General features: G+C 72.1%; 22 protein-coding genes. 16 read left to right on the top strand and 6 right to left on the bottom strand.

The annotated features are described in order from the left end of the window. The 5 genes from H5J29_RS01885 to H5J29_RS01865 all read left to right on the top strand — a co-directional run. A partial coding sequence (locus H5J29_RS01885) for an FAD-dependent monooxygenase (protein ID WP_181779132.1) occupies positions 1-972 on the top strand: 972 nt, incomplete at its 5' end. A 28-nt stretch (positions 973-1,000) separates the two neighbouring features. Beyond that, positions 1,001-2,635, top strand: a complete 1,635-nt coding sequence (locus H5J29_RS01880) for a class I adenylate-forming enzyme family protein (protein WP_181779131.1) — start codon at positions 1,001-1,003, stop codon at positions 2,633-2,635. 12 nt (positions 2,636-2,647) lie between these two features. After that, entirely contained in the window at positions 2,648-3,862 is a 1,215-nt protein-coding gene (locus tag H5J29_RS01875) for a thiolase C-terminal domain-containing protein (RefSeq protein WP_181779130.1), read from the top strand. After that, positions 3,862-4,344 carry a Zn-ribbon domain-containing OB-fold protein gene (locus tag H5J29_RS01870; protein WP_181779129.1) on the top strand — a complete coding sequence of 161 codons (483 nt, stop codon included), beginning with the start codon at positions 3,862-3,864 and terminating at the stop codon, positions 4,342-4,344. The genes H5J29_RS01875 and H5J29_RS01870 overlap by 1 nt, the downstream gene beginning before the upstream one ends. Then, positions 4,341-4,757 carry a VOC family protein gene (locus tag H5J29_RS01865; protein ID WP_181779128.1) on the top strand — a complete coding sequence of 139 codons (417 nt, stop codon included), beginning with the start codon at positions 4,341-4,343 and terminating at the stop codon, positions 4,755-4,757. The genes H5J29_RS01870 and H5J29_RS01865 overlap by 4 nt, the downstream gene beginning before the upstream one ends. A gap of 19 nt (positions 4,758-4,776) precedes the next feature. Here H5J29_RS01865 and H5J29_RS01860 read toward each other — a convergent pair whose 3' ends face one another. Beyond that, positions 4,777-5,490 carry a Crp/Fnr family transcriptional regulator gene (locus H5J29_RS01860; protein ID WP_181779127.1) on the bottom strand — a complete coding sequence of 238 codons (714 nt, stop codon included), beginning with the start codon at positions 5,488-5,490 and terminating at the stop codon, positions 4,777-4,779. 303 nt (positions 5,491-5,793) lie between these two features. Here H5J29_RS01860 and H5J29_RS01855 point away from each other — a divergent pair, with 303 nt between their 5' ends. Next, positions 5,794-6,783, top strand: a complete 990-nt coding sequence (locus tag H5J29_RS01855) for a phosphotriesterase family protein (RefSeq protein ID WP_181779126.1) — start codon at positions 5,794-5,796, stop codon at positions 6,781-6,783. Positions 6,784-6,811: 28 nt separating this feature from the next. On the opposite strand, the gene H5J29_RS01850 is transcribed toward H5J29_RS01855, so the two are convergent. After that, positions 6,812-7,789 (bottom strand): PDR/VanB family oxidoreductase, encoded by a 978-nt coding sequence (locus H5J29_RS01850; RefSeq protein WP_181779125.1) that lies wholly within the window; start codon positions 7,787-7,789, stop codon positions 6,812-6,814. Positions 7,790-7,806: 17 nt separating this feature from the next. Then, entirely contained in the window at positions 7,807-8,574 is a 768-nt protein-coding gene (locus tag H5J29_RS01845; protein WP_181779124.1) for an SDR family NAD(P)-dependent oxidoreductase, read from the bottom strand. A gap of 186 nt (positions 8,575-8,760) precedes the next feature. Here H5J29_RS01845 and H5J29_RS01840 point away from each other — a divergent pair, with 186 nt between their 5' ends. Continuing rightward, complete coding sequence (locus H5J29_RS01840) at positions 8,761-10,044, top strand: cytochrome P450 (RefSeq protein ID WP_181779123.1); 1,284 nt, start codon at positions 8,761-8,763, stop codon at positions 10,042-10,044. 40 nt (positions 10,045-10,084) lie between these two features. Here H5J29_RS01840 and H5J29_RS01835 read toward each other — a convergent pair whose 3' ends face one another. Together H5J29_RS01835 and H5J29_RS01830 are read right to left on the bottom strand one after the other, a co-directional pair. After that, complete coding sequence (locus H5J29_RS01835; protein WP_181779122.1) at positions 10,085-10,915, bottom strand: mycofactocin-coupled SDR family oxidoreductase; 831 nt, start codon at positions 10,913-10,915, stop codon at positions 10,085-10,087. 202 nt (positions 10,916-11,117) lie between these two features. Continuing rightward, complete coding sequence (locus H5J29_RS01830; RefSeq protein ID WP_181779121.1) at positions 11,118-12,656, bottom strand: FAD-dependent monooxygenase; 1,539 nt, start codon at positions 12,654-12,656, stop codon at positions 11,118-11,120. 356 nt (positions 12,657-13,012) lie between these two features. On the opposite strand from H5J29_RS01830, the gene H5J29_RS34610 reads away from it, so the two are divergent. From H5J29_RS34610 to H5J29_RS01810, 4 genes are all read left to right on the top strand, one after another. Further along, positions 13,013-14,173: a response regulator transcription factor gene (locus tag H5J29_RS34610; protein WP_181779120.1), complete on the top strand. Its 1,161-nt coding sequence runs from the start codon at positions 13,013-13,015 to the stop codon at positions 14,171-14,173. 118 nt (positions 14,174-14,291) lie between these two features. Further along, a complete protein-coding gene (locus tag H5J29_RS01820; protein ID WP_181779119.1) occupies positions 14,292-16,070 on the top strand; it encodes a PEP-utilizing enzyme in 1,779 nt (592 codons plus the stop codon). Further along, positions 16,067-17,266 (top strand): cytochrome P450, encoded by a 1,200-nt coding sequence (locus tag H5J29_RS01815; protein WP_312858017.1) that lies wholly within the window; start codon positions 16,067-16,069, stop codon positions 17,264-17,266. The genes H5J29_RS01820 and H5J29_RS01815 overlap by 4 nt, the downstream gene beginning before the upstream one ends. A 52-nt stretch (positions 17,267-17,318) precedes the next feature. After that, positions 17,319-18,815 carry an AMP-binding protein gene (locus H5J29_RS01810; protein ID WP_181779118.1) on the top strand — a complete coding sequence of 499 codons (1,497 nt, stop codon included), beginning with the start codon at positions 17,319-17,321 and terminating at the stop codon, positions 18,813-18,815. Positions 18,816-18,862: 47 nt separating this feature from the next. Here H5J29_RS01810 and H5J29_RS01805 read toward each other — a convergent pair whose 3' ends face one another. After that, entirely contained in the window at positions 18,863-19,936 is a 1,074-nt protein-coding gene (locus H5J29_RS01805) for a Vgb family protein (RefSeq protein WP_181779117.1), read from the bottom strand. 468 nt (positions 19,937-20,404) lie between these two features. Between H5J29_RS01805 and H5J29_RS01800 the strand changes: the two genes are divergently transcribed. The 5 genes from H5J29_RS01800 to H5J29_RS01780 all read left to right on the top strand — a co-directional run. Then, a complete protein-coding gene (locus H5J29_RS01800; RefSeq protein WP_181779116.1) occupies positions 20,405-21,562 on the top strand; it encodes an LLM class flavin-dependent oxidoreductase in 1,158 nt (385 codons plus the stop codon). 42 nt (positions 21,563-21,604) lie between these two features. Further along, positions 21,605-22,456: a mycofactocin-coupled SDR family oxidoreductase gene (locus H5J29_RS01795; RefSeq protein WP_181779115.1), complete on the top strand. Its 852-nt coding sequence runs from the start codon at positions 21,605-21,607 to the stop codon at positions 22,454-22,456. 110 nt (positions 22,457-22,566) lie between these two features. Continuing rightward, a complete protein-coding gene (locus H5J29_RS01790; protein ID WP_181779114.1) occupies positions 22,567-23,742 on the top strand; it encodes a thiolase family protein in 1,176 nt (391 codons plus the stop codon). Continuing rightward, the gene (gene fabG / locus H5J29_RS01785; RefSeq protein WP_181779113.1) at positions 23,742-24,482 is read left to right on the top strand and encodes a 3-oxoacyl-ACP reductase FabG; all 741 of its coding nucleotides are present in this window, start codon (positions 23,742-23,744) and stop codon (positions 24,480-24,482) included. The genes H5J29_RS01790 and fabG overlap by 1 nt, the downstream gene beginning before the upstream one ends. Continuing rightward, positions 24,479-24,974: beta-ketoacyl-[acyl-carrier-protein] synthase family protein (locus tag H5J29_RS01780; RefSeq protein WP_512700101.1), on the top strand; the 496-nt coding region annotated here is incomplete at its 3' end. The genes fabG and H5J29_RS01780, both read left to right, overlap by 4 nt.

Here is a 24,974-nt window from a genome sequence, read left to right as displayed (position 1 = left end):
CGCGGGATCGACGCGCTCGCCGAGATCGGCGCGCTCGACGCGGTGGTCGCGGTCGGCGCCGGCTATCCCAAGCCCCCGCTGCGCCAGTTCGACGCGTCGGGCACCCTCGTCGCCGCGCCGGACCTCCCCGGCAGGCCGGACGGGCGACCCGCCTACCTGATCGTCTACCGCCCCGACCTCGCCCGTGTCCTCCGCGAGACGGCCGCCGCGGCGGGCGCGACCCTGCAGGTCGGGGTCACCGTCGCGGAGATCACCCGACACCCGGACCGGGTCGACGTGACCTTCACCGACGGCCGCACCGGGAGCTACGACCTGCTGGTCGGCGCCGACGGGCTCCGCTCGTCGGTCCGGGCCCAGGTGTTCGACCCGGACATCCAGCCCGCCTCCGCGGGCAGCCTCAGCCTGCGCTGGCTGCCCGCGGACGCCGGCCTGCCGGAGGAGGCCGGGCTCTACTACGGGGAGGACGCCGAGCTGGTCCTCGCCCCGATGGGGGACCGGACCTACCTCAGTGTCCAGCACGCGGACGACAGCCTGCTCGACGACGCCGAGGCGCGCAGGCTGCTGCGCACCAAACTCGACCAGTTCGACTCGCCGACCCTGCGGCGGCTGCGGGAACGGCTGACCGACGACCAGGTCGTCCTGGCCCGGCGCTACGAGTGGCTCCTCGTCGAGGGGCCCTGGCACCGCGGGCGGGTGGTCCTGATCGGGGACGCCGCCCACGCCACGACGGCGCATCTGGCTGCGGGCGGGGTGATGGCCCTGGAGGACGCGGTCTCACTCGCCCAGGAGCTGGGTCGGGGCGGCTCCGTCGACGAGTGCCTCGAGCGCTTCCACAGCCGCCGGATCGGCCGCTGCCGCATGGTCGTCGAGACCAGCGTGCAGCTGTCGGACATGCAGAAGAACGGCGCGACCGGTGCCGAGCTCAACGCCGTCCGGTGGCCTGCTCTGCAGATCCTCGCCCAGCCGTTCTGACCCCCGACCTGCAAGGAGACGAGAAGCGATGACGCTCGACATCGACGGCGGTGTCTACGAGCTGTACACCGGCACGATCACCGCGCGGATGGACTCCGCCGCGCGACGCTGGGGCGACCAGGTCGCCTGGGTCTTCGCCGACCGGGAGGTCAGCTTCACCGAGACCAAGCGGACCGCGGACCGCGTGACGGCCGGCCTGCTCGAGCTGGGGGTGACCCGCGGCGACAAGATCGCTCTTTGGACGCCGAACCTGTTCGAGTGGTGGGCCACCGCGCTCGGCGCGATGCGGATCGGCGCGCAGGTCGTGCCCATGAACACGCGCTTCAAGGAGTTCGAGGCCAAGCACGTGCTCGCGCACAGCGACGCCTCGGTGCTGATCTACCAGCCGGGCTTCCTGGACATCGACTTCGACGGCCTGCTCGAGGAGGTGGCACCCGACCTGCGGATCACCGAGGGGGGTGTCGCCGAGACCGCCGAGCTGCCCCGGTTGCGCCGGGTCCTGACCCTGGGCGAGAGCAGGCACGCGACCCTGCCGTGGGAGGACCTGCTCGACGCGCCCCCGGTCGACGTCGACGCGCTGGAGAAGGAGATCGACCCGCTGGACCCGGTGTACATCCAGTTCACCTCCGGCACGACCTCCGCCCCCAAGGGCGCGTTGCTGACCCACCTGCACGTGGCCAACTTCGCCGTGGAGCTCTACCTGCGGCTCGGTGTCCGCCCGGGCGAGGCGGTGTTCAACACCCAGCCCTTCTACCACTCGGGCGGGGCGGCGACGCTCCCCGTCCCGCTGGCGATCGGCTGCACGCTGGTCGTGCCGCACTACTACACCCCCGAGAGCACGCTGGCCGCGATCGCGAAGTACCGGTGCGTCACCCGCGGCGGGATCCTGACCATGTTCGTGATGGAGATGGAGCACCCGAACTTCCGCGACTACGACCTGTCGTCGCTGCGCTGTGCGTGGACCGGCGGCTCGCCGGACCTCATGGACCGCGTCCGCGAGGAGTTCGGCATCGAGCTCATGCAGCTCTACGGGGCCACCGAGGGCAGCGGCTGCCTCGGCGACCTCGACATGCCGTGGGAGCTGCGCAGGCTCCCCTGCGCCGGGAAGCCGATGACCGGGGCCCAGGTCAAGATCGTGCACCCGGAGACCCACGAGGAGCTGCCCGCGGGGGAGGTCGGCGACGTCTGGATGTGCGGGCCGATGACGATGCTCGGCTACTACAACGACCCGGACCGCACCGCCGAGGCGATGGTCGACGGCTGGGTGCGGGTCGGCGACCTCGGCCGGATCGACGAGCAGGGCTACTTCACCTTCGCGGGCCGGCTGAAGGACATGATCCGGGTCGGTGGCGAGAACACCTCCGCGGAGGAGGTCGAACTGGTGATCATGTCGCATCCGGCGGTGCAGCAGGCCCAGGTCATCGGCGTGCCGGACCCCCGGCTCGGCGAGGTGCCGCTGGCGTTCGTCGAGCTGCGGCCGGGCGCGACCGCCGAGGCCGAGGACGTCATCGCGCACTGCAAGGCGCGCTCGGCGAACTTCCGGGTCCCGCGGTACGTCCGGTTCGTCACCGAGTGGCCTTACACCGGCAGCGGCAAGCTGGCCAAGGGCGAGCTGCGCGAGAGCGTGGCCGCGGAGTTCGGGATGCTCGGTGCGGCGAGCTGAGCGGGGCCGGTCGTGAGCCGCTTCCGGGACTCGCTGGCGATCGTCGGGATCGGCATCTCCCCGACCACACGCACCGGCGGGGGCGGGCTCAGCGCCCACATGATGGAGGCCCAGGCGCTCAAGCTGGCGATCGAGGACGCGGGCCTGCAACCCTCGGACATCCACGCCTCGCTCTACGCCGGAGCCCAGCAGGGCGCGGACTCCGGCGCCCGGATGGCGGGCCTCAAGCCGCGGTGGTGGCTGCCCTTCGGGCGTATGGCCAACGCCCACAACAGCCTGCTCTACGCCGCCGGGGCGATCGCCTCGGGGAACTGTGACCATGTGGCCGTGTCCCTGGGGATCTCCTGGCTGACGGACGCGCAGAACATGGCGAAGGCGGCCGCCGAGGGCCGCAGCGTCGTGGTCGACAAGAAGTTCTCCATCGCGCGCGACGGCGGCGGCGTCGTCCAGCAGGGCTGGACCGCCACGCCCGGAGCGGCTGCGGTGCACGCGTTCCTGGCCTCACGGCACATGCACGAGTTCGGGACCACCGAGGAGCAGCTCGGCTCGGTGGCCCTCGCCCATCGGGCGTGGGCCAACCTCAACCCGGAGGCCAAGTTCTACGACCGCGAGCTCACCATGGAGGACTACCTGGCCTCGCGCTGGGTGGTGCACCCCTACCGGTTGTTCGACAACTGCGTGGTGTCGGACGTGGCCTGCGCCTTCATCGTCACGACCGCCGAGCGCGCCAAGGACCTGCGCAGACCACCGGTGTACGTCAAGGGCGTCGGGATGGGGGATGCGGGGCGCGAGTCGTGGTGGGACAAGAGCACGTTCTCCCGAACGGACGCGGCCTTCGCGCGCGACCGGGCCTTCGAGTCGGCGGGCATCGGGATCGAGGACGTCGACCTGGCGGAGATCTACGACTGCTTCACCGGCGACGTGATCATGACCGTCGAGGACTACGGGTTCTGCAAGAAGGGCGAGGGTGGTCCGTTCCTCGAGTCCGGGGCGACCCGGCCGGGCGGGTCGATCCCGATGAACACGCACGGCGGCCTGCTGTCGGCGTTCCACTGCGGCGACATGGGCAACATGATCGAGGCGGTGCGGCAGCTGCGGGGCGACTGCGGGGACCGGCAGGTCCCCGGTGCGGAGATCGCACTCGTCGACGGGCACGGGGCCGAGCTGATCCTGCCGTACATGTGCCCCATCACGGGGTGCACCATCCTCGGCAACCAGGAGGGCTGATGACGATCGAGACGAGGGCGGGGGTCCAGGAGGAGTTCGGGCTGGGCGACTGGATCCACGCCCCGCTGGAGGACCTGGACCCGGACCAGATGCTGTTCTGGGACGGGCTGAAGGAGCACGTCTTCACGCTCTGTCACTGCACCGTCTGCGACGCCTGGTACTGGCCGCAGACGCTCTGCCCCAACCACGGGGCGATCCCCGAGGTGGGGCAGATGGAGTGGGTGCCCAGCAGCGGTCGGGGGACGATCTTCGCCCGGGTGATCGTCCACCAGGTGACCGATCCCGCGTTCGCGGGAGAGGTGCCGTACGGCCTGATCGTCGTCGAGCTCGAGGAGGGGCCGTTGTTCGTCTGCCGCATGATCACCAAGGGTGACCCGTACGACGCGGCCATCGGTGACCCCGTCGAGGTCGTGTACTGCGACTCCGACCGAGCGGGCCACACCCTGCCGCTGTTCGCGCCGGTGGGGGAGTGGACCCGATGACCGCGGCGGAGGGGCCGGGCCGGCTGACGGTCGACCACATCGGGATCGTCGTCGACGACCTGGACGAGGCCGTCGCGTTCCTTCGCGACGTCCTCGGGCTCACCATCGATGAGATCTTCGACGTGGGTCCGGCCGGCCGCGGCGCCATGGTCGCGGCGGGCCCGGTCCACCTGGAACTCGTCGAGTACGCCCAGCCGGAACGGCGCCGAGAGGGCCTGCGCGGTGGCACGGCGCGGATCGAGCACATCGCCTTCGACGTCGCCGATGCCGAACGGGCCCATGCGGCCCTGACCGCTCGCGGCGTCGAGGTCGAGGGCGGACTGCGCGTCCGCTCCGACTGCACGACCTTCTTCACCACGCCGGAGTCCTGCGACGGCGTCATGTACCAGTTCCGCGAGGCCACGGGGGACTGAGCCGGATCGCCCGCGGGCCTCAGACCTCGTCGAGGTCCTCCCCGCGGGCGATCCGGTGCAGTGCGCACAGGTCCAGCAGCTCCAGCGCCACGCTGCCGCGCTGGATGAGCCCGTCGGCCCGCAGGCCCTTGAGCAGCCGGGTCACGACCTCCCGAACGGTGCCGGTGGCGTGGGCGAGGTCCTGCACCGTCGCGTGCACGACCACCGCGCCGTTCTCCCGCACCGCCAGGTCGAGGAGGTGTCGGGCGACGCGCTGTCGAAGCGGCGAGAGCACGTTCTCCGCCAGCAGCGACACGCTCGACAGGTGGGCGACCATCAGCCCGTCGATGACCGCGCGGCAGACCGTCGGATCGGTCTGCAGCAGCTCGGCCAGCACGTCACGGCTCAGCATGAGCAGCGTCGAGTCGACGACGGCCTGTCCGCCCGCGACCAGGCCTGCACCGCCGTCCGGGGGACGAAGGTCCGGGATTCCGAAGGCCTCACCGTCGGCGGCGTACTGCAGAGTGACCTGCCGGGGGCCGGAGACCGCGTAGACGCGGACCAGACCCTCGATCACGAGGCCTGCCTGGCTGGCCCGCGGGGTGACCGGCAGACGCTGTCCGGCGGTGAGCCGGACCTCCTCCGCGGTGGCGAGCAGACGTTCGCGGGCGGCGGGGGACAGACCCGCGTACGGGCTCCGGGCCCAGGCGGTCGTGACGGCGGACGAGTGCTTCGTGGCGAAGGCTACGGACATGCGGGCGCTCCCCTCATCATTGAGATCGCGGGTCCGCGGGCGCCGTACTCACAGCAGTCGCGGACCGTGCATGGCGGGACGTACGTCCTGATGACACTACTGATCTCCGCGTTCGGAGTGAAGCGACGCTTGGCCGCACTCCGACCGGCCGGACCGCCGTTGTCGACTACGTCGTTTGACCTGGTGGCACCTCGGCACAAAAGTTCCTGGGAGGGTCCCCCGGCGGCCCGTAGCGTGTGGCGCGCACGACATCCCCGCACGACGACGACGCCCCGAGCGGGCGCCGAGAGGCGAGGTACCTCCATGGGATCCAGCAGCGTCGACATCCCCACCGCCCGCGGCGACGTCGTCTCGTCGGCGGACCTGGGACCGACCCTGATGCACGAGCACGTGTTCCTCTGCGACCACGAGGTCAACATCAGCTGGCCGGACACGCTCGGTGACATGGACGGCCACGTCGCCGCCGCCGTCGAGCAGCTCAACGCGCTCGCCGCGACCGGTGTCCGGACCATCACCGATGTGACCGCGATCGGCCACGGGCGCGACATCGCCCGGGTCGCGAGGGTGGCGCGCGAGGTCGACCTGAACATCCTCGTCGCGACGGGGATCTACGTGCTGACCGAGCTGCCGACGTACTTCCGCCTGTTCGGCCCCGGGTCCTTCATCGAGGCACCGGAGGCGATGACGGACTACTTCGTGCGCGACATCGAGGAGGGCATCGGCTCGACCGGGGTCCGGGCCTCGATCCTCAAGGTGGCCACAGGGCATGCGGGCCTGACGAACGACGTGCTGCGCTGCCTGCGGTCGGTGGCGGCGGCGCACCGGCGGACGGGGGTACCGATCACCACCCACACCAGCATCCCCCAGAACGGCCGCGACCAGCAGCGGATCCTCGCGGAGGAGGGCGTGGACCTGAGCCGGGTGGTGATCGGGCACGTCGACAGCACTGCCGACGGCGACCTCGGCTACGTCGAGGAGCTGTTGGAGAAGGGGTCCTACGTCGGGTTCGACTCGTTCTCCCTGCCGTTGGTCGACCTGGACACCAAGGTCGATCTGATGGCGAAGCTGATCGCGCGCGGCCACGGCGACAAGATCGTGGTGTCGCACGACCACGCCTGCCACGTGGACTTCATGCCCGCGGAGTACCAGGGCGACTTCTACCGCAAGACCTACTTCGCGGACGTCGTCGGGCCGATGCTGCTGGAGGCCGGGGTCACCGAGAGCGGGCTGCGGGCGCTGACGGTGGACAACCCGCGTGCGGTCTTCGAGACCACCGCGCGGGGGGCCTACTAGCGCCACCGCCCGACCGCCACGGCGAGCGTCAGAGATCGAGGACCAGGCGTGCTCCCCGAGCACGCGACACGCAGATCATCATGGTGTCGTGCGCCGCACGCTCCTCGTCGGTGAGGAGCTCGTCTCGGTGGTCGACCCGCCCGTCGAGGACCGGTGTCTCACAGGTGCCGCAGATCCCCTCGCCGCAGGAGGAGAGCAGGCGCAGGCCCGCGGCCCGGAGCGCGTCGAGGATCGAGGTCCCCTCGGGGACCCGCACGGTGACGCCCGTGCTCCGACACTCGACCTCGAACGCTCCGGCCTGCTCCGGGGCCTCGCCCGACGCGGCGAACCGCTCGACGTGCACGGCTCGGCCGCGCTGCGCGGCGCTGTGGGCCTCGACCGCCTCGATCAGGCCGAGCGGACCGCAGCAGTACACCGGCGACTCCGCCGCAGGGAGTAGCGCGGGCAGGTCGAGCAGGCCGACCTCGTCCTGCGGGTGGAGGGTCACGCGGTCGCCGTAGCGGGCGAGCTCGTCGAGGTAGGCCATGGTGCTGCGGGACCGACCGCCGTAGTGCAGGTGCCAGTCCGTGCCCGCCGCCTCGGCGGCCGCGACCATCGCCAGGATCGGGGTGATCCCGATCCCGCCCGCGACGAACTCCACCCGCGGCGCAGGCAGCAGGGGGAAGTGGTTGCGCGGTCCGCGAACCTGGATCTCGGCGCCGGCCGCCAGGTGGTCGTGGATCCAGGCCGACCCGCCGCGGCCCGCAGGCTCGCGCAGGACGGCGATCCGCCACGCCGTCGAGTCCACGGGGTCGCCGTTGAGCGAGTACTGGCGCACCTCGTCGCCGGGGAGGACCAGGTCCACGTGGGCGCCCGGTGTCCACGGCGGGAGGGCGTCGCCGTCCGGGCGGCCCAGCCGCAGCTCGACGACGTCGGCGCAGAGGTCGCGTCGACCGGTCACGACGAGGGTGTGGGTCCGGTCGTCCGCCGCCGCGGAGGTCCGGTCGGGTGCGGTGGCCGTGCTCATGGTGTCCCTCGCCTCCATCAGCCGGTGAAGGTGTCGCCGCCACCGATGTACAGGACCTGGCCGGTGTAGAAGCCCGCGCCCTCGCCGCAGGCGTAGGCCACGCCCTCCGCGATGTCCTCGGGCAGCCCCGCCCGCTTCACGCACTGGAACTCGGTCAGCGGCGACATGGCCTCGTCGACCGTCTGGCCCTCGGGGATGATGGTGGCGATCTGCGGGGTGGCGATCGGCCCCGGCATGATCGTGTTCACGGTGATCCCGTCCGGGCCGCCCTCGCGGGCCAGGAACCGGGTCAGCCCGATCACGCCCGCCTTGGCCGAGATGTACGCGGCCGAGGAGAACCTCCCGGTCTTCACGACGCCCGACGACACGTTGCCGATCCGCCCGTAGCCGTTGCGGCGCATCCGGGGGAGCACGTCGTGGCAGGTCACGAACACGGCATCGAGGTTGACGGCGGTGATCGAGCGCCAGACGTCGAGGGTCATGTCCTCGAACGGCACGGGCGGGAAGATCCCCGCCATGTTCACCAGGACGTCGACGGAGCCGTGGTCGGCCTCGAAGGCGTCGAAGGCGGTGGCGACCTGGGCCGGGTCGGTGACGTCGGCCGGATAGGCGCGCACCGTGAGGCCCTTGTCGGTCAACCGCTGCGTGGCCTCGCGCGCGGCGTCGGACTTGATGTCCACGATGCCGACCGCGGCGCCCTCCTCGGCCAGCCGGGTGGCGCAGGAGAAGCCGATTCCGTCCGCCCCACCGGTGACGATCGCGTGGCGGCCTTCGTAGCGTCGCATGAGCACTCCTCATCGGGTCGCCCGCTCGCGGGGAGCGGGGGGGACGACGACCGACTATGGCAAGCCCGACCCGGCGCTGACCCGGGACAATTGTTCCTTGGTCGCACCAGGGGCACCGGTCATCGTGGCCCGGGTTGCGTCGGCGAACCCCTACGCGCCGACTCCCGACGCGGAAGGAACCCGATCGTGACATCGTCCCCCGCCCCGTCCGCCACCGAGGGCTTCAACGTGTTGTCCCCGGAGTACCTGGTGGATCCGCTCGCCTATCTCGGCGCGGTCCGCCTGCGGACGCCGCTGGTGCACCTGCCCGAGCTCGGCGCCTGGGTGCCGACCCGGTACGTCGACATCGACCGGATCCTGCAGGACCACGAGACCTTCTCCTCCGCGGTGCTGCAGATCCCGCCGCTGAGCCCCGCGCTGAAGGAGCTGATCCCCGCCGAGGACGAGGAGATCGTCCGGCGGCTGTTCGCCGCGCAGCTCGTCTTCACCGACCCGCCCGTGCACGACGTCCAGCGTCGCTCGGCCCAGCGCACGTTCACCAAGCGCCAGGTCGACCGCACGATGGCGCGGATCGAGGAGATCTGCGACGAGCTGATCGACTCCTTCGTCGACCGCGGCGAGGTCGATCTGATGGAGCACTTCGCCCGCCGGTTCTCGCTCCGGGTCGTCGGCACGATGATCGGTCTCGACGTCGACGACCTCGAGCGGTTCCACGGGATGGTGAACGACTTCTCGACCTTGATCGGGCCGTCCTCGGCCGACGCGGGCTTCCTCGGGTTCACCGACGAGCAGGTCGCCGCCGACTTCGCGGGCGTCGTCGCCGGATACCGCTACTTCGCCGGACTCGTGGAGCAGCGGCGGGCCGAGCCGCGGCAGGACCTCGTGACCGCGATGATCACGTTGACCGACGACGCGGGCGAGCCCGTCATGTCCACCGACGAGATCCTCGCGCACCTCGTCGGGATCGTGGCGGCGGGGACGGACACGACCGCGAACCTGGTCTGCTCGCTCGTGGCGAGACTGACGGCGGAGCCCGCCGTGCGCGACGCCGCGATCGCGGACCCGAGCCTCTGGCCCGCGGTGGTGGAGGAGGGACTGCGGCGCGAGACACCCGGGGACAAGGCCACCCGGATGGCCACCCGGGACGTCGAGATCGCCGGACAGCAGCTGCACGCGGGCGATCTCGTCCTCGTGCTGTTCGCCGCGGCGAACGGCGACCCGGACCGCTTCCCGGACCCGCTCGCCTTCGACATCGACCGGCCGGGCATCGCGGAGAGCAGGCACTTCGGCACGGGGCGGCACTTCTGCCTGGGTGCGCCCATCGTCCGCCCCGAGGCGCGGATCGCGATGGAGAAGCTCTTCACGCGCCTGCCGGGGCTCGAGGCACGCCAGGACGTGGCGCCGGACTTCGCGCCGACGCTGATGCGCCTGCGGAACAGCCTGCCCGTGCGCTGGAACGTGGGGGGATGACACCGGTCGGGCGCCCGCGACCCGGGTGCCCGACCGGTGGTCAGGTGACGAGGTGGCCACCGTCCACGGGGAGGGTCACCCCGGTCACCCACCGGGCGTCGTCGCTGCACAGCCACACCGCCGCCGCGGCGATGTCCGCCGGGTCCAGCGCGGTCAGCGGCAGTGCGGTGCGGGAGTGTGCGTAGGACTCGGCGAAGTCCTCCAGGAAGCGGTCCATCCCCGGATGACGCACCAGCGGAGTGTCGACGGGGCCGGGGTGCAGGCTGTTGCACCGGACTCCATAGGGCCCCAGCATCGTGGCGAAGTGCCGCATCACCCCGACGACGCCGTGCTTGGCCGCGGTGTAGGCCGCGAACCCGTGGTTGACCTTGTCGAACGGCGCGGGCACCGTCCGCATGCCCTGTACCGAGCTGGTCAGCACGATCGCCCCGCGGCGCTCGGCCACGAGGTGTCCCGCCACGAGGTCGACCGTGTTGTAGGCGCCGGTCAGCAGGACGTCGACAGCGTCCTGCCAGGCCTGCATCGTCGCGGCGCTCGGCCCGAACATCGGCCCGATGCCGGCGTTGGCGATGACGAAGTCGATCCGGCCGGTGCGGTCCAGCCCGCGCTCGATCGCCCGGGCCAGCCCGTCCCGGTCCCGGACGTCGGCCTGTTCGGCGTGAAAGGTCCGGTCCTCGGCCTCGACCATGGCAGCGGTCTCGGCCAGGTCCGTCTCGGTGCCGAGCCGGTACTCACAGCTCTCGATCTGTGCGCAGAGGTCGATGCCGATCACGTCGGCACCTTCGCGGGCCATCCGCAGCGCGTGGGCCCTGCCCTGGCCACGGGCGGCGCCGGTCACCAAGGCGACGCGGCCCGCGAACCGTCCGCTCATCGGGGCGTACCCGCGCGGTGCAGGCGGGGCTGTGCGGTCGTCAGGGTCACCGTTGCTCCTGGGGCGTCTCGACGGATGCGTCGAGCGGACGCTAGCTCCGCACCGCCGAGAGGCCCAGGAACATCGGTCCCCTCCCGGTGTGCGCGCACCCGGGGGATCACCTCGCGATCGGTGTCCCTCGGGTGGGACCGACCGATACCCGCTACCCGACGGACGGCTCCCCGACGACGTGCAGCACGCCCGCCACGTAGTCGCGGAGCAGGGCGGGATCGACGGTGTCCGCGACGAGGCCGAGGTAGCCGTCCGGGCGGACCAGCATCATGCCTGCTGCGCCCAGCCGGAGGGAGTCCGCGGGATCGAGCAGGTCGGCGCCGACCTCCAGCACCGTGCCGAGGTCGCCGAGGACCTCGCGCAGCGGGTCGGCGGGGCCGCGGGCGAGCAGCAGCAGGCCAGGGGTCGTCAGCAGCTCCTCGACGGCGACCGGGCTGCCGTCCGGCCGGGTCAGCCCGACGGGGTCCGGCGCGAAGTCTCCCGCCCGCAGCGCGCCGCCGTGCTGCACCGACAGCCTGCTGTCGCGGTAGCGGACGGTCAGCTCGGCCATCCTCGTGGCCGCCGCGTCGCTGATCCGGTGGTGGTGCCCGGCCACGAACAGTGCGGCGTTGCGCACCGCCGCCTCCACTCCCGACGCCGTGCCCACGTTCGTCAGCAGCGTGGTGTTGCGGACGACCGAGGCGCCGACCGGGTGCCGCTCCTCCTGGTAGGTGTCGAGCAGGTCCGCCGCCGCGTGGCCGCGGACCACGAGCGCCAGCTTCCAGGCGAGGTTCGCCGCGTCCTGGATGCCGGTGTTCATCCCCTGCGCCCCGGCGGGGCTGTGGATGTGCGCGGCGTCCCCGGCGAGCAGCACGCGATCGTGCCGGTACCGGGGGACCTGGGCGTGGTGGATCTCGAAGTAGGTCAGCCAACGGGGGTTCCGCACGGTGACCCGGCCGCCCATCCGCGCGTCGGCGAGCGCCTGGATCTGCGCCAGGGTCGGGTCGCCCGCGCCGGGCTCCGGCGGCGCGACGAAGAACATGATCCGGGCCCGGCTGCCGGCCAGGGGGAAGAGGATCCCCATGCCGTCGGGATGGGTGAACATGCGGATGGTGTCGGGGGAGAACGAGGTCTCCACGTCGACGTCCGCCATGGCGAAGGTCTGGCCGTGGAACGAGCCCTCCAGGCGCTCACCCACGAGGTGTCGGGTGGTGCTGTGCCCGCCGTCGGCGCCCACCACCCAGCCGACCCGGGCGGTCTCCTCGCCTGCGGCGGACCGCAGTGTGACCGCGACGCCCGCCGGGTCCTGGGTCAGCGCCGTGACCTCGACGCCCCGCTCCACCACGATCCCGAGCCCGGCGGCCCGCTCGGCCAGCACCGCCTCGGTGTCCGGCTGCGGGATGTCCAGCACGTAGGGATGTCTGCTGGGCGCCTCGGCGAGACTCATGCGGACCCGGGTCCGGCCGGAGCGGCCGTCGGTCAGCTCGAGCGCGTCGATGCGCCGGCCACGGGCCTCGAGCTGCGGCAGGACGCCCATGGCGGCGAGCATCTCCATGCTCCGGGCGTGGATCGCGACGGCGCGGGACTCGGTCGTCGCCTGCTCGAGCAGGTCGACCACCCGCACGCGGACTCCGAGGCGGGCGAGCTGACAGGCGGCGGTCAGGCCGACGGGCCCCGCGCCGACGACGAGGACGTCAGACGGTGTGTGCACAGTGGGTACTCCGATCCGGGGTGGACGACGTTTCGTCCGGCTCCCCGCCACTGTGCGCACCCCGTCTGCGACTCGGCTCCAACCGGGTCCGCGACGGGCTCGGCGTACGACGCCATTGCTCCGTGGCGGAGCGCCGGAGCCGCTCGACGTCGATCCGTGCCGGGTCGAGGAGCCGCCGGCCCCCGATGTGGCGGAGCCGCCGAGCACGGCGACTTCGGCCCGTCCGGCGAGGGTGACCGCCCGGACCCTGCTCGACACCAGCTCGGCAGGTTGACGGCTTCGGTACGATCCTTCGAACGGTCAGACCGCTTGTCTGCGGCCGCACTGCTGCGGGTCCGGCCGGTCAGGAGGCTGACGTGCACGACGTCGTCCACGGTGACCACACCGAGCCTCGCGGCGCCGACCTGGATCCGGAGGTCCTCGTCGCGCGGACCCGGGACGCCGTCGCGGCGATCGCGGCGGTCGCACTGAGGGCCGACGACGGCCCCGTCGTCGAGAGGGCGATCGAGTCGCTGGACGACGCGGTGGACTCCCTGGTCGCCGGGGAGCGCTACCTGCGTCGGCGGCTGGGAGCGAGAGACGGGGGCGGCGCGTCCGCGGAGACGGCGGACCTGCTGCTGCTCGTGCGGGCACAGTCGCTGCGTCTCTCGATCGGCGAGGTGCGGGTCAGACGTCGATCGGCCGCGGCGGCGGAGCTCCACCGCTCGCTCACCCGGCTGCGGAGCGGCCTCAGCGCGGCCGACCTGCTGCGGGAGATCCCCCGTGAGCTGGGCCGCCTGGGGTTCAGCCGCTCCCTGGTCTGCAGTGTCCGCGGGACGACGTGGACCGCGCGCTCGGCCTTCGCCCATGAGGACGAGTCACTGGCCGGCGCGCTGGTGCACGTCGGGTCGTCGATGCCGGGACGGATCGGGCGCGAGGAGCCCGAGACCGAGGCGGTCCGACGGCGGACCGCCGTGCTGGTCCGCGACGCGCAGCGCAGGCCGCGTGTCCATCGTGAGCTGGTCACGCTGGGGGACACGCGCGACTACGCGACCGGGCCGGTGGTGGTGCAGGGCCGGGTCGTGGGGTTGGTCCACGTCGACCGACACTCCCAGTCGGACGTCGTCGACGACGACGACCGCGAGCTGCTGGGACTGTTCACCGACGGCGCGGGCCTCGCCTTCGAACGCGCGCACCACCAGGAGCGCTTCGCAGAGCTGAAGCGCCAGCTGGAACGGCAGATCACCGGGATCGACGAGATCGTCTACGGCGTCACCGACTGGGAGCCGCCACCGGAGCCCGTCGCCCCGACTGCGCACCCGTACCTCGGCGACGGCCCCCTGAGGGAGCTCACCCGCCGCGAGCTGGAGGTGGTGCGCCACCTCGCGGGCGGGGCGTCGAACCAGGAGATCGCCGAGCGGCTCGGGCTGTCTGTGGGCACGGTGAAGACGCACGTCAAGGGACTGCTGCGCAAGCTGGGGGCCGCGAACCGCGCCGACGCCGCAGCCCGGTTCCGCACGCTCATCGGAAGCGGCTGAGCGGGAGGGAGCTGGGCGAGAGGGAGAAAAGCACCCCCGCGGAGAGAGGTGCGTCACGCCGGCGGGTCCGAGGATCGGACCAGCAGCGCTGACCGCCTGTCGACCAACGGAGGTTGCCATGACCGATGCCCCGAGTGTGGACGTCGCCTACGAGCCGGTGGGCGTCGGGCTGAACGTCCACGAGACGCCCGCCGTCGAGGGCCGGGTGAAGTGGCTGGACTCGCCCGACGCGGTCCTCGACTTCGTCGAGGAGGAGGACGACGTCACCGACGTCGTCGTGATCGTGCGGGGCGGCACGACGACCTTCCTGACGCCGGCGCTGACCGCCGGGATCTGCGGGATCGTCACGCTGCAGGGTGCGCCGGAGAGCCATCTCGGCATCGTCAGCCGGGAGTACGGCATCCCCTGCGTGATGTCCGTGGCGTTCGAGAAGGGTGTCCGGACCGCGCGCGGCGAGGTCGTGCCCGCCGACGGCGCCCGGATCAGGCTCGACTCGACGACCCGCCCGAAGGCGACCGTGAGCGTCGAGATCGGCGCGCCGGTCTCCGACGAGCCGGTCGCCGACACCGGCCCCGGGATGTCGCCGGAGGTGCTCGCCCAGATCCAGCTGCTGCTGGAGAAGTTCGGCGGACAGGTGCCGCACGGCGCCGAGGGCGACGCGATCATGCAGGCGCAGCTGAACACGAAGATCCTCGACCTCACCGACGAGAGCGCCGCCCGCCCGCTGACCGTCACCGAGGTCAACGACGTCCTGACGTACCTGACCTGGAACGAGTGGGACGCGCTGGCGGCCCGGGCGACCGAGGGCGAGTCCGGCCTGATCCCGCGCCAGGAGTACGAGGCGCTGGGCATCCTCAACGCGTGGTTCCGGCACCCCGGCTGGCTCGCCGCCATCGAGGAGAGGGTCGGCGCCGAGGGCGTGGTCGACATCGGGTCCGCCGCGCGGACCGAGATCGGCACCAAGGTCAACCTGCTGCACGCCTGGGCGGTGCTGTGTGCCCCGTTCTTCGGCCGCGGCATCGCGATCGAGATGGGCCTGCACGACGAGCACCGCGGGGCCGCCGACCTGCCCCCGAGCGCCACGACGGCCCGCAGGATCTACAAGGGCATCTGGGGCGAGGGTGGGATGTTCACCTCGATGCGGAACTACCACGCGCCGCTGCTGGGATCGGAGTGGCTGGACCGCTTCGCCGCGGACCGGATCGCGCTGACCGATGCGGACGCCCGCTCGGCCTTCCAGAAGTTCAACGCCTCGGCGGAGCTGCTGGGCTTCCTGCACCACTTCGACAACCGGCTCGGCCTGGGCGACAGCGGCCCGTACCCGCTGCCCGACGGCGGGTTCGTGGTCGTGCGGGACCTGTTCGTCAACGAGCCCGCCTTCGAGTGGTCCGAGCTGTCCGGCGACCTGCCGTACTCGATCACCATGGCGATGGCCTTCGCACCGGACAGCGGGCTCGAGGTCAAGGTCACCGATCTCTCGACCATGTTCACCGAGCCGACGAACTACCTGCGGCACCTCTCCGGCGTCTCGGTCTACACCCGGCAGCACTGGGACACCCCGGCCGCCGAGGTGCAGTCGTTGTCCGTGGCGGACATGGCGGCGCTGCGGCAGCGGGTCGAGACCGCGTCGGCGGGCCTCTACCGGCACATCGCGGGCATGGGGCACCGCGAGAAGGTCCTGGCGGGGGCCAAGGTCTACACGGCGGGGTTCATCCTCCCGTTCGCCCGCGCGGCCGGGGTCTACGACGAGCTCGTCGCCGAGCAGGGGCTCTTCGAGGTCCACCCGGAGGCCGAGGCCGTCTACGACCGGATCGTGGGCGGGGTCGCGACCGAGATGATCCCGCGGCTGTTCCTGACCGGTTCGTGGGGCGTGCCGGTCCCCGAGGAGGTCAAGTGACGGCGCAGGCGGGCATCGACCTCACCGACATGCGGCCCTTCGTGGCCGGCACCCAGCACGAGCTCTTCCGCGCGCTGCGCGACCACGACCCGCTCCACTGGAACGACGAGACGGACGGCGGCCGCGGCTTCTGGTCGCTGACCCGCTACGCCGACGTCCGGGAGGGGGCGAACGACCACCAGCGGCTCTCCAGCGCCGAGGGCACCCAGCTCGCGGAGCGCCGTGTGGAGGGCAAGCTCCACAGCCTGCACAACATGGACGAACCGGAGCACGGCAAGCTGCGCCGCATCGCCATCCCGTACCTGCGCGCGGTGAAGATCAAGCGCTGGCAGCAGTCGATCGCCGAGTCGGTGACCCGGCTGCTCGACGAGGCCGAGGCGGCGGGCGAGCTCGAGTTCGTGCACGCCGTGTCGGCCAACCTGCCGATCCGGGTCCTGGCCCGCGTGCTCGGGGTGCCTGCCGAGGACTGCGCGACCCTCGCCGAGCTGAGCAACGTCGCGCATATCCAGGACCCCGAGTACGTGACGACGGACGAGCAGCGCGAGACGGCCCGTGAGGAGCTCTTCGCCTACTTCAAGGACCTGACGGCGAAGCGTCGGGCGGACCCGCAGGACGACCTGGTGTCCGTGCTGGTGCAGGGCACGGTCGACGGCGAGCCGCTGAGCTGGGAGCAGCTCGCGGCGTACTACATCGTCCTCATGGCGGCGGGCAACGAGACGACGCGCCACCTGACCTCCGGGGCCGTCGACGCCTTCGACCGGTACCCGGAGGAGTGGCGGCGGCTGCGCGCCGACCGCGGCCTGCTCGGCCCGGCGGTCGAGGAGATGTTCCGCTGGGTGTCCCCGATCGCGTTCATGCGCCGCACCGCGATCGCGCCGGTCGAGTGGCACGGGCACACCATCGAGCCGGGGCAGAAGGTGCTGCTGTGGTTCGGCAGCGCCAACCGCGACGAGCGGGTCTTCGCCGATCCCGACCGCTTCGTGGTCGACCGCACCCCGAACGACCACCTCACCTTCGGCTGGGGCGTGCACTTCTGCATGGGCGCCCACCTGGCCCGCGCGGAGACGGCCGCGCTGTTCGGTCAGATGATCGACCGCGGGCTGGACGTGCGGCTCGCGGCACCCCCGGACCGCCTGGAGGCCAGCATGTTCGCGGGCATCAAGCGGATGCCGGTGACCGTCACCCGCTCGTCGTGAGCGTGCTCGCCCCGCCCCGACACCGTCGAACGCCGCTCTGAGGGAGCTTCGGATGTATCCCCCTGTCCACGCCGCCGAGGCACCCGACCGTCCCGCGATGGTCCTGGCCGCGAGCGGCGCCACGCAGACCTACGCCGAGCTGGCCGACCGCAGCGCCAGGCTGGCGACCTGGCTCCACCGTGCGGGGCTGGTCGAGGGCGACCGGGTCGTGGTCGCTCTGCCCAACGACCTGCGCTGGGGCGAGATCGCCTGGGCCTGCTGGCGCAGCGGGTTGATCCTCTGCGCGGTCAACCGGCACCTCTCCGCCCGTGAGCTCACCCCGCTGATGGAGGACACCGCACCCCGCGTCGTCGTCACCTCCGCGGAGCTCGCCCCCACCCTGCGCAAGGCCGCCGGGGACGAGCCGCGCCTGCTGGTCGTGGGCGAGGACTACGACGAGGCGGTCGAGGGCACCGAACCGGACCCGGACCTGCCCGAGACCATGGGCGGGCGGCTGCTCTTCAGCTCCGGCACCACCGGCAGGCCCAAGCCCTTCACCGTGCCCCCGCCCGGCAGGCATCCGACCGAGGTCCCGGTGCGGTCGGGGGAGATGATGGCAGGTCTCGGCTTCGAGCCCGGGTCCAGTGTGTACCTCTCGACCGGCCCGGCCTACCACGCGGCGCCGCTGGGGTTCCTGCAGTCGGTGCACCAGCTGGGCGGGACCGTCGTGCTCATGGAGCGGTTCGACGCCGAGGGGGCGCTCGCCGCGATCGAGCGGCACCGGGTCACCCACAGCCAGTGGGTGCCGACGATGTTCGTCCGGCTGCTGCGGCTGCCGACGGAGGTGCGCGAGCGCTACGACCTGTCCTCCCACCGTGTCGCGGTGCACGGCGCCGCCCCGTGCGCACCCGAGGTCAAGAAGGCCCTCATCGACTGGTGGGGACCGATCGTCCACGAGTACTACGGCGCCTCGGAGGGCTATGGACGCACCGCGATCACCGCCGAGGAGTGGCTGGCCCACCCCGGCTCGGTCGGCCGCTCGGTGGGCGGGGCGCTGCACGTGACCGACGAGGAGGGCCGCGACCTCCCCGTCGGTGAGGTCGGCAGCGTCTGGTTCGTGAAGCCGGGCGCCGCCGAGCCTCAGCGGGCCGCCGACGGCGCCGCCGACCTCGCCGCTACGCGCGGCTGGGGAGCGGTCGGCGACCTCGGGCGGCTCGACGAGGAGGGCTACCTCTACCTCACCGGCCGCAAGGGCCAGACGATCATCAGCGGAGGCGTGAACATCTACCCGCGGGAGGTCGAGGACGTCCTCGTGCTGCATCCCGCCGTGGCGGACGTGGCCGTGGTCGGCATCCCCGAGGAGGAGTTCGGGGAGCAGGTGAAGGGCGTCGTCCAGGCCGCCGACGGGTACGTCCCCGGGCCCGAGCTGGCGGCCGAGCTCATCGCCTCGTGCCGCGCGACCCTCGCGCACTTCAAGTGCCCCCGCTCCATCGACTTCGTGGACCGGGTGCCGCGCAGCGACGCGGGCAAGATCCTCATGGCCGAGCTGCGGGAGCGGTACGCCACGTGACGCCGGCGTCCCCGGGGCCGAAGCCCCGGGGACGCCGCTCCGGTGGCTCAGGCGGCGGGCTCGAGCTCGCCCACGCGGGAGCCGCCGACCTCGGTGAACCACATCGAGCCGCCCGGCTCGCAGGGGGCGAACTGCGACTCGGTCGAGGCCTCCTTCTCACAGGCGATGTCGCCGGGCGCGCTGACCAGCGACGGGATGGGGACCTCGGTGATCTCCTTCGTCTCCGGGTCGACGCGGGCGACCCGGCCGCCGGTGATCTGGGTGTAGTACATGCCGCCGTCTGCGCCCTCGGCGATCGTGAACGGACCGGCCAACGGGCTCGGCGTCGGGATCTCGGTCATCTGCTCGGTCTCGGGGTCGAACCAGCCGACGTTGTTGCCCGCGATCTGGGCGAACCAGACCGTGCCGTCGCCCTTCGGGCCCGGGTCGATGTCGAGGACCTGGGAGGCGGGCGTCGGGTACGGGAAGGTGTCGATCTCGTGGGTGGTCACGTCGATCCGGCCGAGCTTGTTGGCGCCCTGCTCGGAGAAGTAGACGTAGGTGTCGTCGACGATGGCGAGGTCCATGGGCACGGCGGCCAGGTCGGGCAGCGGGTACTGCTCGAACTCGTGGGTCTCGGGGTCGAAGCGGCTGATCTTGTTGCCGACGGTCTCGGTGAACCAGATGCCGCCGTCGGGGCCGATCTTGAGGTCGGCGGGGTAGGCGCGCAGGCCGGGGATGCGCCAGAGCTCGATCTCCTTGGTCGCCATGTCGAGCCGCCCGATGCTGTCGCAGCCGACGGCGGAGAACCACACGGCGTCGCCCGGGCCGCCGTTCACGGCGTAGGGCACGCAGGCCGGGGTCGGGACGGGGTAGCGGGTGATCTCCTTGGTGTCCGGGTCGATCCGGCCGATGTGGTTGCCGGTCAGCTCGGTCCAGTACATCGCGCCGTCGGGGCCCGGCTTCATGTCGGCGGGCGAGGAGACGGGCGGGAGGGCGTACTCGTGCACGGTGCCCTCGCCCGGGGCGGGCGTGGGGAGCGCGCTCGCCACGCCGGCGAAGATCACCGGCACGGCGATCACCAGGGCGGTCGCGGCCACGACCGCGCGGATCGAGCGCGGTCGGAGGTTCCTGCGGGTCATCTCTGTCCTTCGGTCTCGGGGGACCGCGGGACGGCCGTGCCGGACCTGACGACGCGGGGGAGCCCGACCGGCTGGTCACGCCGGGAGAGGCACGTCGTCGGGCCGCGGGCGACGGCCGGCCCGGGGGGCCGTGCCCGGCGGCGGAGCTGGGGAGCGTGCCGTCGGGCGGTCGTCTTCCATCGGTGGGTCGGGCCGTGAGGCTCGATTAGGCCGAACGGGCTAATCGTTCGGTCCCGGAAGGATGACGGGGACGATGCCGGCCGTGTTGTCGCATTATGGGACAGCGAGCGGTACCGAACCCTCTGTTCGGCCGTCGCGGCGTCCCCCGCCCGGCATGTAGCGGATTGCTACACCGTCCACAGTCGCTCGCTCCCTACGTTCGGCCCCGGACACGCGGAGGTGGCAGGTCCGGGGCCGGGCGCCCCGGCACAGGGCCTCCGCCCCCGACGAACCGGAGGCCATCCCCCCATGGACCAGACCCCCCTCGAGTTCGGTGCGTTCCTCGCGCCCTGGCACAAGGTCGACACCGACGCCAACCTCGCGATCCACCAGGACCTCGAGCTGGCGGTCGCGATGGACCGGCTCGGGTTCTCCGAGTTCTGGATCGGCGAGCACCACTCCGGCGGCGTGGAGATCGTCGCCGACCCCACCCTGTTCCTCGCCGCCGCAGCGCAGCGCACCTCGCGGATCAGGCTGGGCACCGGGGTGCTGTCGCTGCCGTACCACAACCCCTTCATCCTGGCGGACCGGTTGGTGCTGCTGGACCACCTCTCGCGCGGCCGGTTCATGTTCGGTGCGGGCCCCGGCCAGCTGGTCGACGACTCCCGCTCGATCGGCATCGACCCGCTGGAGAACCGGCGGAAGATGGAGCAGTCGTTCGACGTCATCACCCGGCTGCTCGCCGGGGAGACCGTGACGGAGAAGACCGACTGGTACGACCTGGACGAGGCCTACCTGCAGGTCGCGCCGTACTCGGAGATCCACACCGCCGTCACCGCGACCGTGTCGCCGACCGGCCCGAAGCTCGCGGGCCGCTACGGCGCCGGGCTGCTGTCGCTGGCCGCCACCAGCCCGGAGGGCTCGGCGGCACTCAAGGCGCACTGGGGGATCGTGGAGGAGCTCGCGGCCGAGCACGGCAAGACCGTCGACCGCCGCAACTGGCGCCTGACCTGCCCGATGCACATCGCGGAGACCGAGGGCAAGGCCCGCGAGAACGCCCGGCACGGCCTGCTGTACCTGATGAACTACCTCGCCCACGTCAGCCCCGGCATGGCGCAGGTCGACGACGTGGACCTGCTCATCGACGGCATCAACAGCACCGGGTTCGGCGTGATCGGCACCCCGGAGATGGCCGTGGAGCAGGTCAAGCGCATGCAGGAGGCGTCGGGCGGCTTCGGGAAGCTGCTCGTCCTGCACGGCGAGTGGGCCAACCACCCGAACAGCATCCGGAGCCTGGAGCTGATCGCCGAGCAGGTCATGCCGGTGTTCTCCGGGTCGAAGGAGCGCCGCCAGCGCGGCTACGACCAGACCGTCAACAGCGACGGCGCCGGGGCCAAGGCCACCAGCGCGGGCCAGGCGGAGGCGCAGGCGCGCTTCGAGGCCGAGCGCGCCGCCGTGAAGAGCTGAGCCTGCACGAGCTGAGCCCGAACCGAGCGAGAGGAGCACGACATGGGACGACTCGACGGCAAGGTCGCACTGATCACCGGTGCGGCGCGAGGACAGGGCCGCTCGCACGCCCTGGCGATGGCGCGCGAGGGCGCGGACATCGTGGCGTTCGACATCTGCGAGCAGATCGACAGCGTGGAGTACGGCCTCGCGACCGAGAACGACCTCAAGGAGACCGTGGCCCAGGTGGAGGCGCTGGACCGGCGCATCCTGGGTCGCAAGGTCGACTCGCGTGACCAGGCGCAGCTCGACGCGGCGGTGGCCGCCGCGCTGACCGAGTTCGGGCAGATCGACGTCGTGGCGATCAACCACGGCATCTGGACGCGCGGAGCGCTGTGGGACCTGCCGGAGCAGACCTGGCAGGACACCGTGGACACGAACCTGACGGCGGTCTGGAAGACGCTCAAGGCGGTGTCGCCGCACCTGCGCGAGCGCCGCGGCGGCTCGGTGATCATCACGTCGTCGGTCAACGGCGTGGAGGGGCAGGCCGGGTCGGCGCACTACACGGCGGCCAAGCACGGCGCGCTCGGGCTGATGAAGGCCGCGGCGATGGAGTTCGCCCCGTACCGGGTGCGGGTCAACGCGGTGATGCCGGGCTTCGTCGACACGAACATGACGAACTGGCAGGGCTCCTGGGACATGACCAGCGGCCACGCGGGCGGCACCCGGGAGGAGCACGAGCAGGCGGCCCGGCACTGGCACGCGTTCGGCGGGCTGATGCGGCCCGAGGACATCAGCGGCGCCGTGGTGTTCCTGGCGAGCGACGAGTCCTCGCGGATCACGGGCATCGAGATGCCGGTCGACAGCGGCCACCTGGTCCTCTCGACGTTCAACCCCGCGCCGCCGCCGGAGTGAGCGTGTAGCGCCTTGCGACAACCCGCCGCGGCCCGGACTCCCTACCGTCTGAAGACGATCGGGGGACCGGGCCGCGCTCCGTCTCCCCCAGGGAACCGATAGGGAGCTCCATGACTTCAGCAGTGATCGTCGACCTGGTGCGGACGGCGTCCGGGAAGGGCAAGCCGGGCGGTGCCCTGTCGAGCGTGCACCCCGTGACCCTCCTCGCGGACACCCTGTCGGCGCTGCTCGAGCGCACGGGCATCGACCCGGCGACCATCGACGACGTCATCGCCGGGTGCGTGTCCCAGGCGGGGGAGCAGACGCTCAACATCGCCCGCAACGCCGTGCTCGCCGCGGGGATCCCGGAGTCGGTGCCCGGCACGACCGTCGACCGGCAGTGCGGCTCCAGCCAGCAGGCCGTGCACTTCGCGGCGCAGGGGGTCATGGCGGGCGCCTACGACATCGTGATCGCCTGCGGTGTCGAGTCGATGAGCCGGGTCCCGATGGGCTACAGCTCGGTCGACCAGCACCCGACCGCCCCGCTGCGGGCCCGGTACCCGGACGGGCTGGTCGGGCAGGGTGTGTCGGCGGAGCTCATCGCGGCGAAGTGGAAGCTGGACCGCGACGCGCTCGACGAGTACTCGGCCCGCTCGCACGCCCGCGCGGCCGCGTTCGCCGCCGAGGGCGCGTTCGCCGACGAGATCGTCCCGATCACCGTCGACGGGCAGGTGCACGACACCGACCAGACGGTGCGCGCGTCGACCACCGCCGAGGGGCTCGCGGGCCTCAAGCCCTCGTTCGCCGACGCGGAGCTGCACGAGCGCTTCCCGGAGATCACCTGGAGCATCACCCCGGGCAACTCCTCCCCGCTCACCGACGCCGCCACGGCGACGCTGATCATGAGCGAGGAGAAGGCGAACGCGCTGGGCCTGCGCCCGCGTGCCCGCTTCCACGAGTTCGCCGTGACCGGCAGCGACCCGCTGTTCATGCTGACCGGCGTCATCCCGGCCACGCAGAAGGTGCTGGCCCGCGCGGGCATGTCCATCGACGACATCGACGCGTACGAGGTCAACGAGGCCTTCGCCCCCGTCCCGCTGGCCTGGCAGCACGACCTGGCGGCCGACCCGGAGAAGCTGAACCCCCGCGGCGGCGCCATCGCCCTGGGCCACGCGCTCGGCGCGTCCGGCGTGCGGCTGCTGGCCACCATGGTCAACCACCTCGAGGCGACCGGCGGCCGCTACGGCCTGCAGACCATGTGCGAGGGCGGCGGCATGGCCAACGCGACGATCATCGAGCGGCTCTGATGGGCACGCTGACACCCGACTTCTCCGGGACGAACGTCCTGGTCACCGGCGGCGCGCAGGGTATCGGGTTCGAGCTAGCCAAGTACTTCGTCGACGCCGGCGCGAGGGTCGCGGTACTCGACCGCGACCCGGATGCGCTGAAGACCGCCTGGGACGGGACCGACGCGGTCCGCACGTTCGCGCTGGACGTGGCGGACTCCGCCGCGGTCGCCGCCGCCGTGGACGAGTTCGCCGAGTGGGCGGGCGGGGTCGACGTGGCGGTGAACAACGCCGGCATCACCCGGGACACGGTCGTGTGGAAGATGACCGACGAGCAGTGGAAGGCCGTGCTGGACGTCCACCTGGGTGGCACCTTCGCCGTGACCCGCGCGGTCATCCCGCACATGCGCAGGGCGGGCGCGGGGCGGATCGTCAACGTCACGAGCTACACGGGCATGCACGGCAACGTCGGGCAGGCCAACTACGCGGCGGCGAAGGGCGGGATCATCGCCTTCACCAAGACCGTGGCGAAGGAGGTCGCGCGCTTCGGGATCACGGTGAACGCCATCTCGCCCAACGCCTCCACGGCGATGGTCGCGGCGATCCCACCGGAGCGCCTCGCGGAGATGACCGCGACGGTGCCGCTGGGCCGCTTCGCCGACCCGGCCGAGATGGCGCCCGCGGTGGCGTTCCTGGCCTCGGAGCAGGCGGCGTACGTGACCGGGATCGTGCTCCCGGTCGACGGGGGTGTGTCGATGTGAGCGGGCTGAACCCCTCCGCCGCGGCGCAGGACCCGGTCCCGGTCCTCGGCCTGGCGGCCACCCCGTTGGTGCCGGAGTCCGACGCGGTGCTCGACGAGCTGGTCTTCGACGCCGTCTCCCGGGCGTTGCGGGAGGCGGGTGTCCGTAAACAGGACATCGGCCTGTCGGTGACCGCGTCGCTGGACATCTACGACGGCCGCAGCATCTCCTCCGGGCTGACCAACGCCGCCTCGGGCGGCTACCTGGCGCAGTCGTACCGGATCGAGGGCGACGCCGGGCAGGCGATCGTGCACGCGGCCCAGACGATCGCGGCGGGCGACGCGGACCTGACCCTCGCGGTGGGCGTGTACAACCCGGAGGTCTCGGCGCCGGACCGCCGCGCGTTCCTGCAGCAGATCTCCAACCACGGCTTCGAGCCGCACTTCGACCGGCCCGTCGGCCTGTCCGCCGAGGCGGTGTTCGGGCTGCACGCCGGGCACGCGGTCGCGGCGG

This window comes from Pseudonocardia pini (assembly GCF_013870575.1).
Lineage (GTDB): Bacteria > Actinomycetota > Actinomycetes > Mycobacteriales > Pseudonocardiaceae > Pseudonocardia > Pseudonocardia pini.
This window is presented reverse-complemented; position numbering and strand designations above follow the sequence as displayed.

Excerpts from the sequence above, each read along its gene's own strand:
- fabG (WP_181779113.1), top strand. The coding sequence starts at position 23,742 with ATGGGCACGCTGACACCCGACTTCTCCGGGACGAACGTCCTGGTCACC.
- H5J29_RS01880 (WP_181779131.1), top strand. The coding sequence starts at position 1,001 with ATGACGCTCGACATCGACGGCGGTGTCTACGAGCTGTACACCGGCACG.
- H5J29_RS01850 (WP_181779125.1), bottom strand. The coding sequence starts at position 7,789 with ATGAGCACGGCCACCGCACCCGACCGGACCTCCGCGGCGGCGGACGAC.
- H5J29_RS01870 (WP_181779129.1), top strand. The coding sequence starts at position 3,862 with ATGACGATCGAGACGAGGGCGGGGGTCCAGGAGGAGTTCGGGCTGGGC.
- H5J29_RS01810 (WP_181779118.1), top strand. The coding sequence starts at position 17,319 with ATGTATCCCCCTGTCCACGCCGCCGAGGCACCCGACCGTCCCGCGATG.
- H5J29_RS01845 (WP_181779124.1), bottom strand. The coding sequence starts at position 8,574 with ATGCGACGCTACGAAGGCCGCCACGCGATCGTCACCGGTGGGGCGGAC.
- H5J29_RS01855 (WP_181779126.1), top strand. The coding sequence starts at position 5,794 with ATGGGATCCAGCAGCGTCGACATCCCCACCGCCCGCGGCGACGTCGTC.
- H5J29_RS01865 (WP_181779128.1), top strand. The coding sequence starts at position 4,341 with ATGACCGCGGCGGAGGGGCCGGGCCGGCTGACGGTCGACCACATCGGG.
- H5J29_RS01860 (WP_181779127.1), bottom strand. The coding sequence starts at position 5,490 with ATGTCCGTAGCCTTCGCCACGAAGCACTCGTCCGCCGTCACGACCGCC.
- H5J29_RS01835 (WP_181779122.1), bottom strand. The coding sequence starts at position 10,915 with ATGAGCGGACGGTTCGCGGGCCGCGTCGCCTTGGTGACCGGCGCCGCC.
- H5J29_RS01805 (WP_181779117.1), bottom strand. The coding sequence starts at position 19,936 with ATGACCCGCAGGAACCTCCGACCGCGCTCGATCCGCGCGGTCGTGGCC.
- H5J29_RS01790 (WP_181779114.1), top strand. The coding sequence starts at position 22,567 with ATGACTTCAGCAGTGATCGTCGACCTGGTGCGGACGGCGTCCGGGAAG.
- H5J29_RS01820 (WP_181779119.1), top strand. The coding sequence starts at position 14,292 with ATGACCGATGCCCCGAGTGTGGACGTCGCCTACGAGCCGGTGGGCGTC.
- H5J29_RS01795 (WP_181779115.1), top strand. The coding sequence starts at position 21,605 with ATGGGACGACTCGACGGCAAGGTCGCACTGATCACCGGTGCGGCGCGA.
- H5J29_RS01800 (WP_181779116.1), top strand. The coding sequence starts at position 20,405 with ATGGACCAGACCCCCCTCGAGTTCGGTGCGTTCCTCGCGCCCTGGCAC.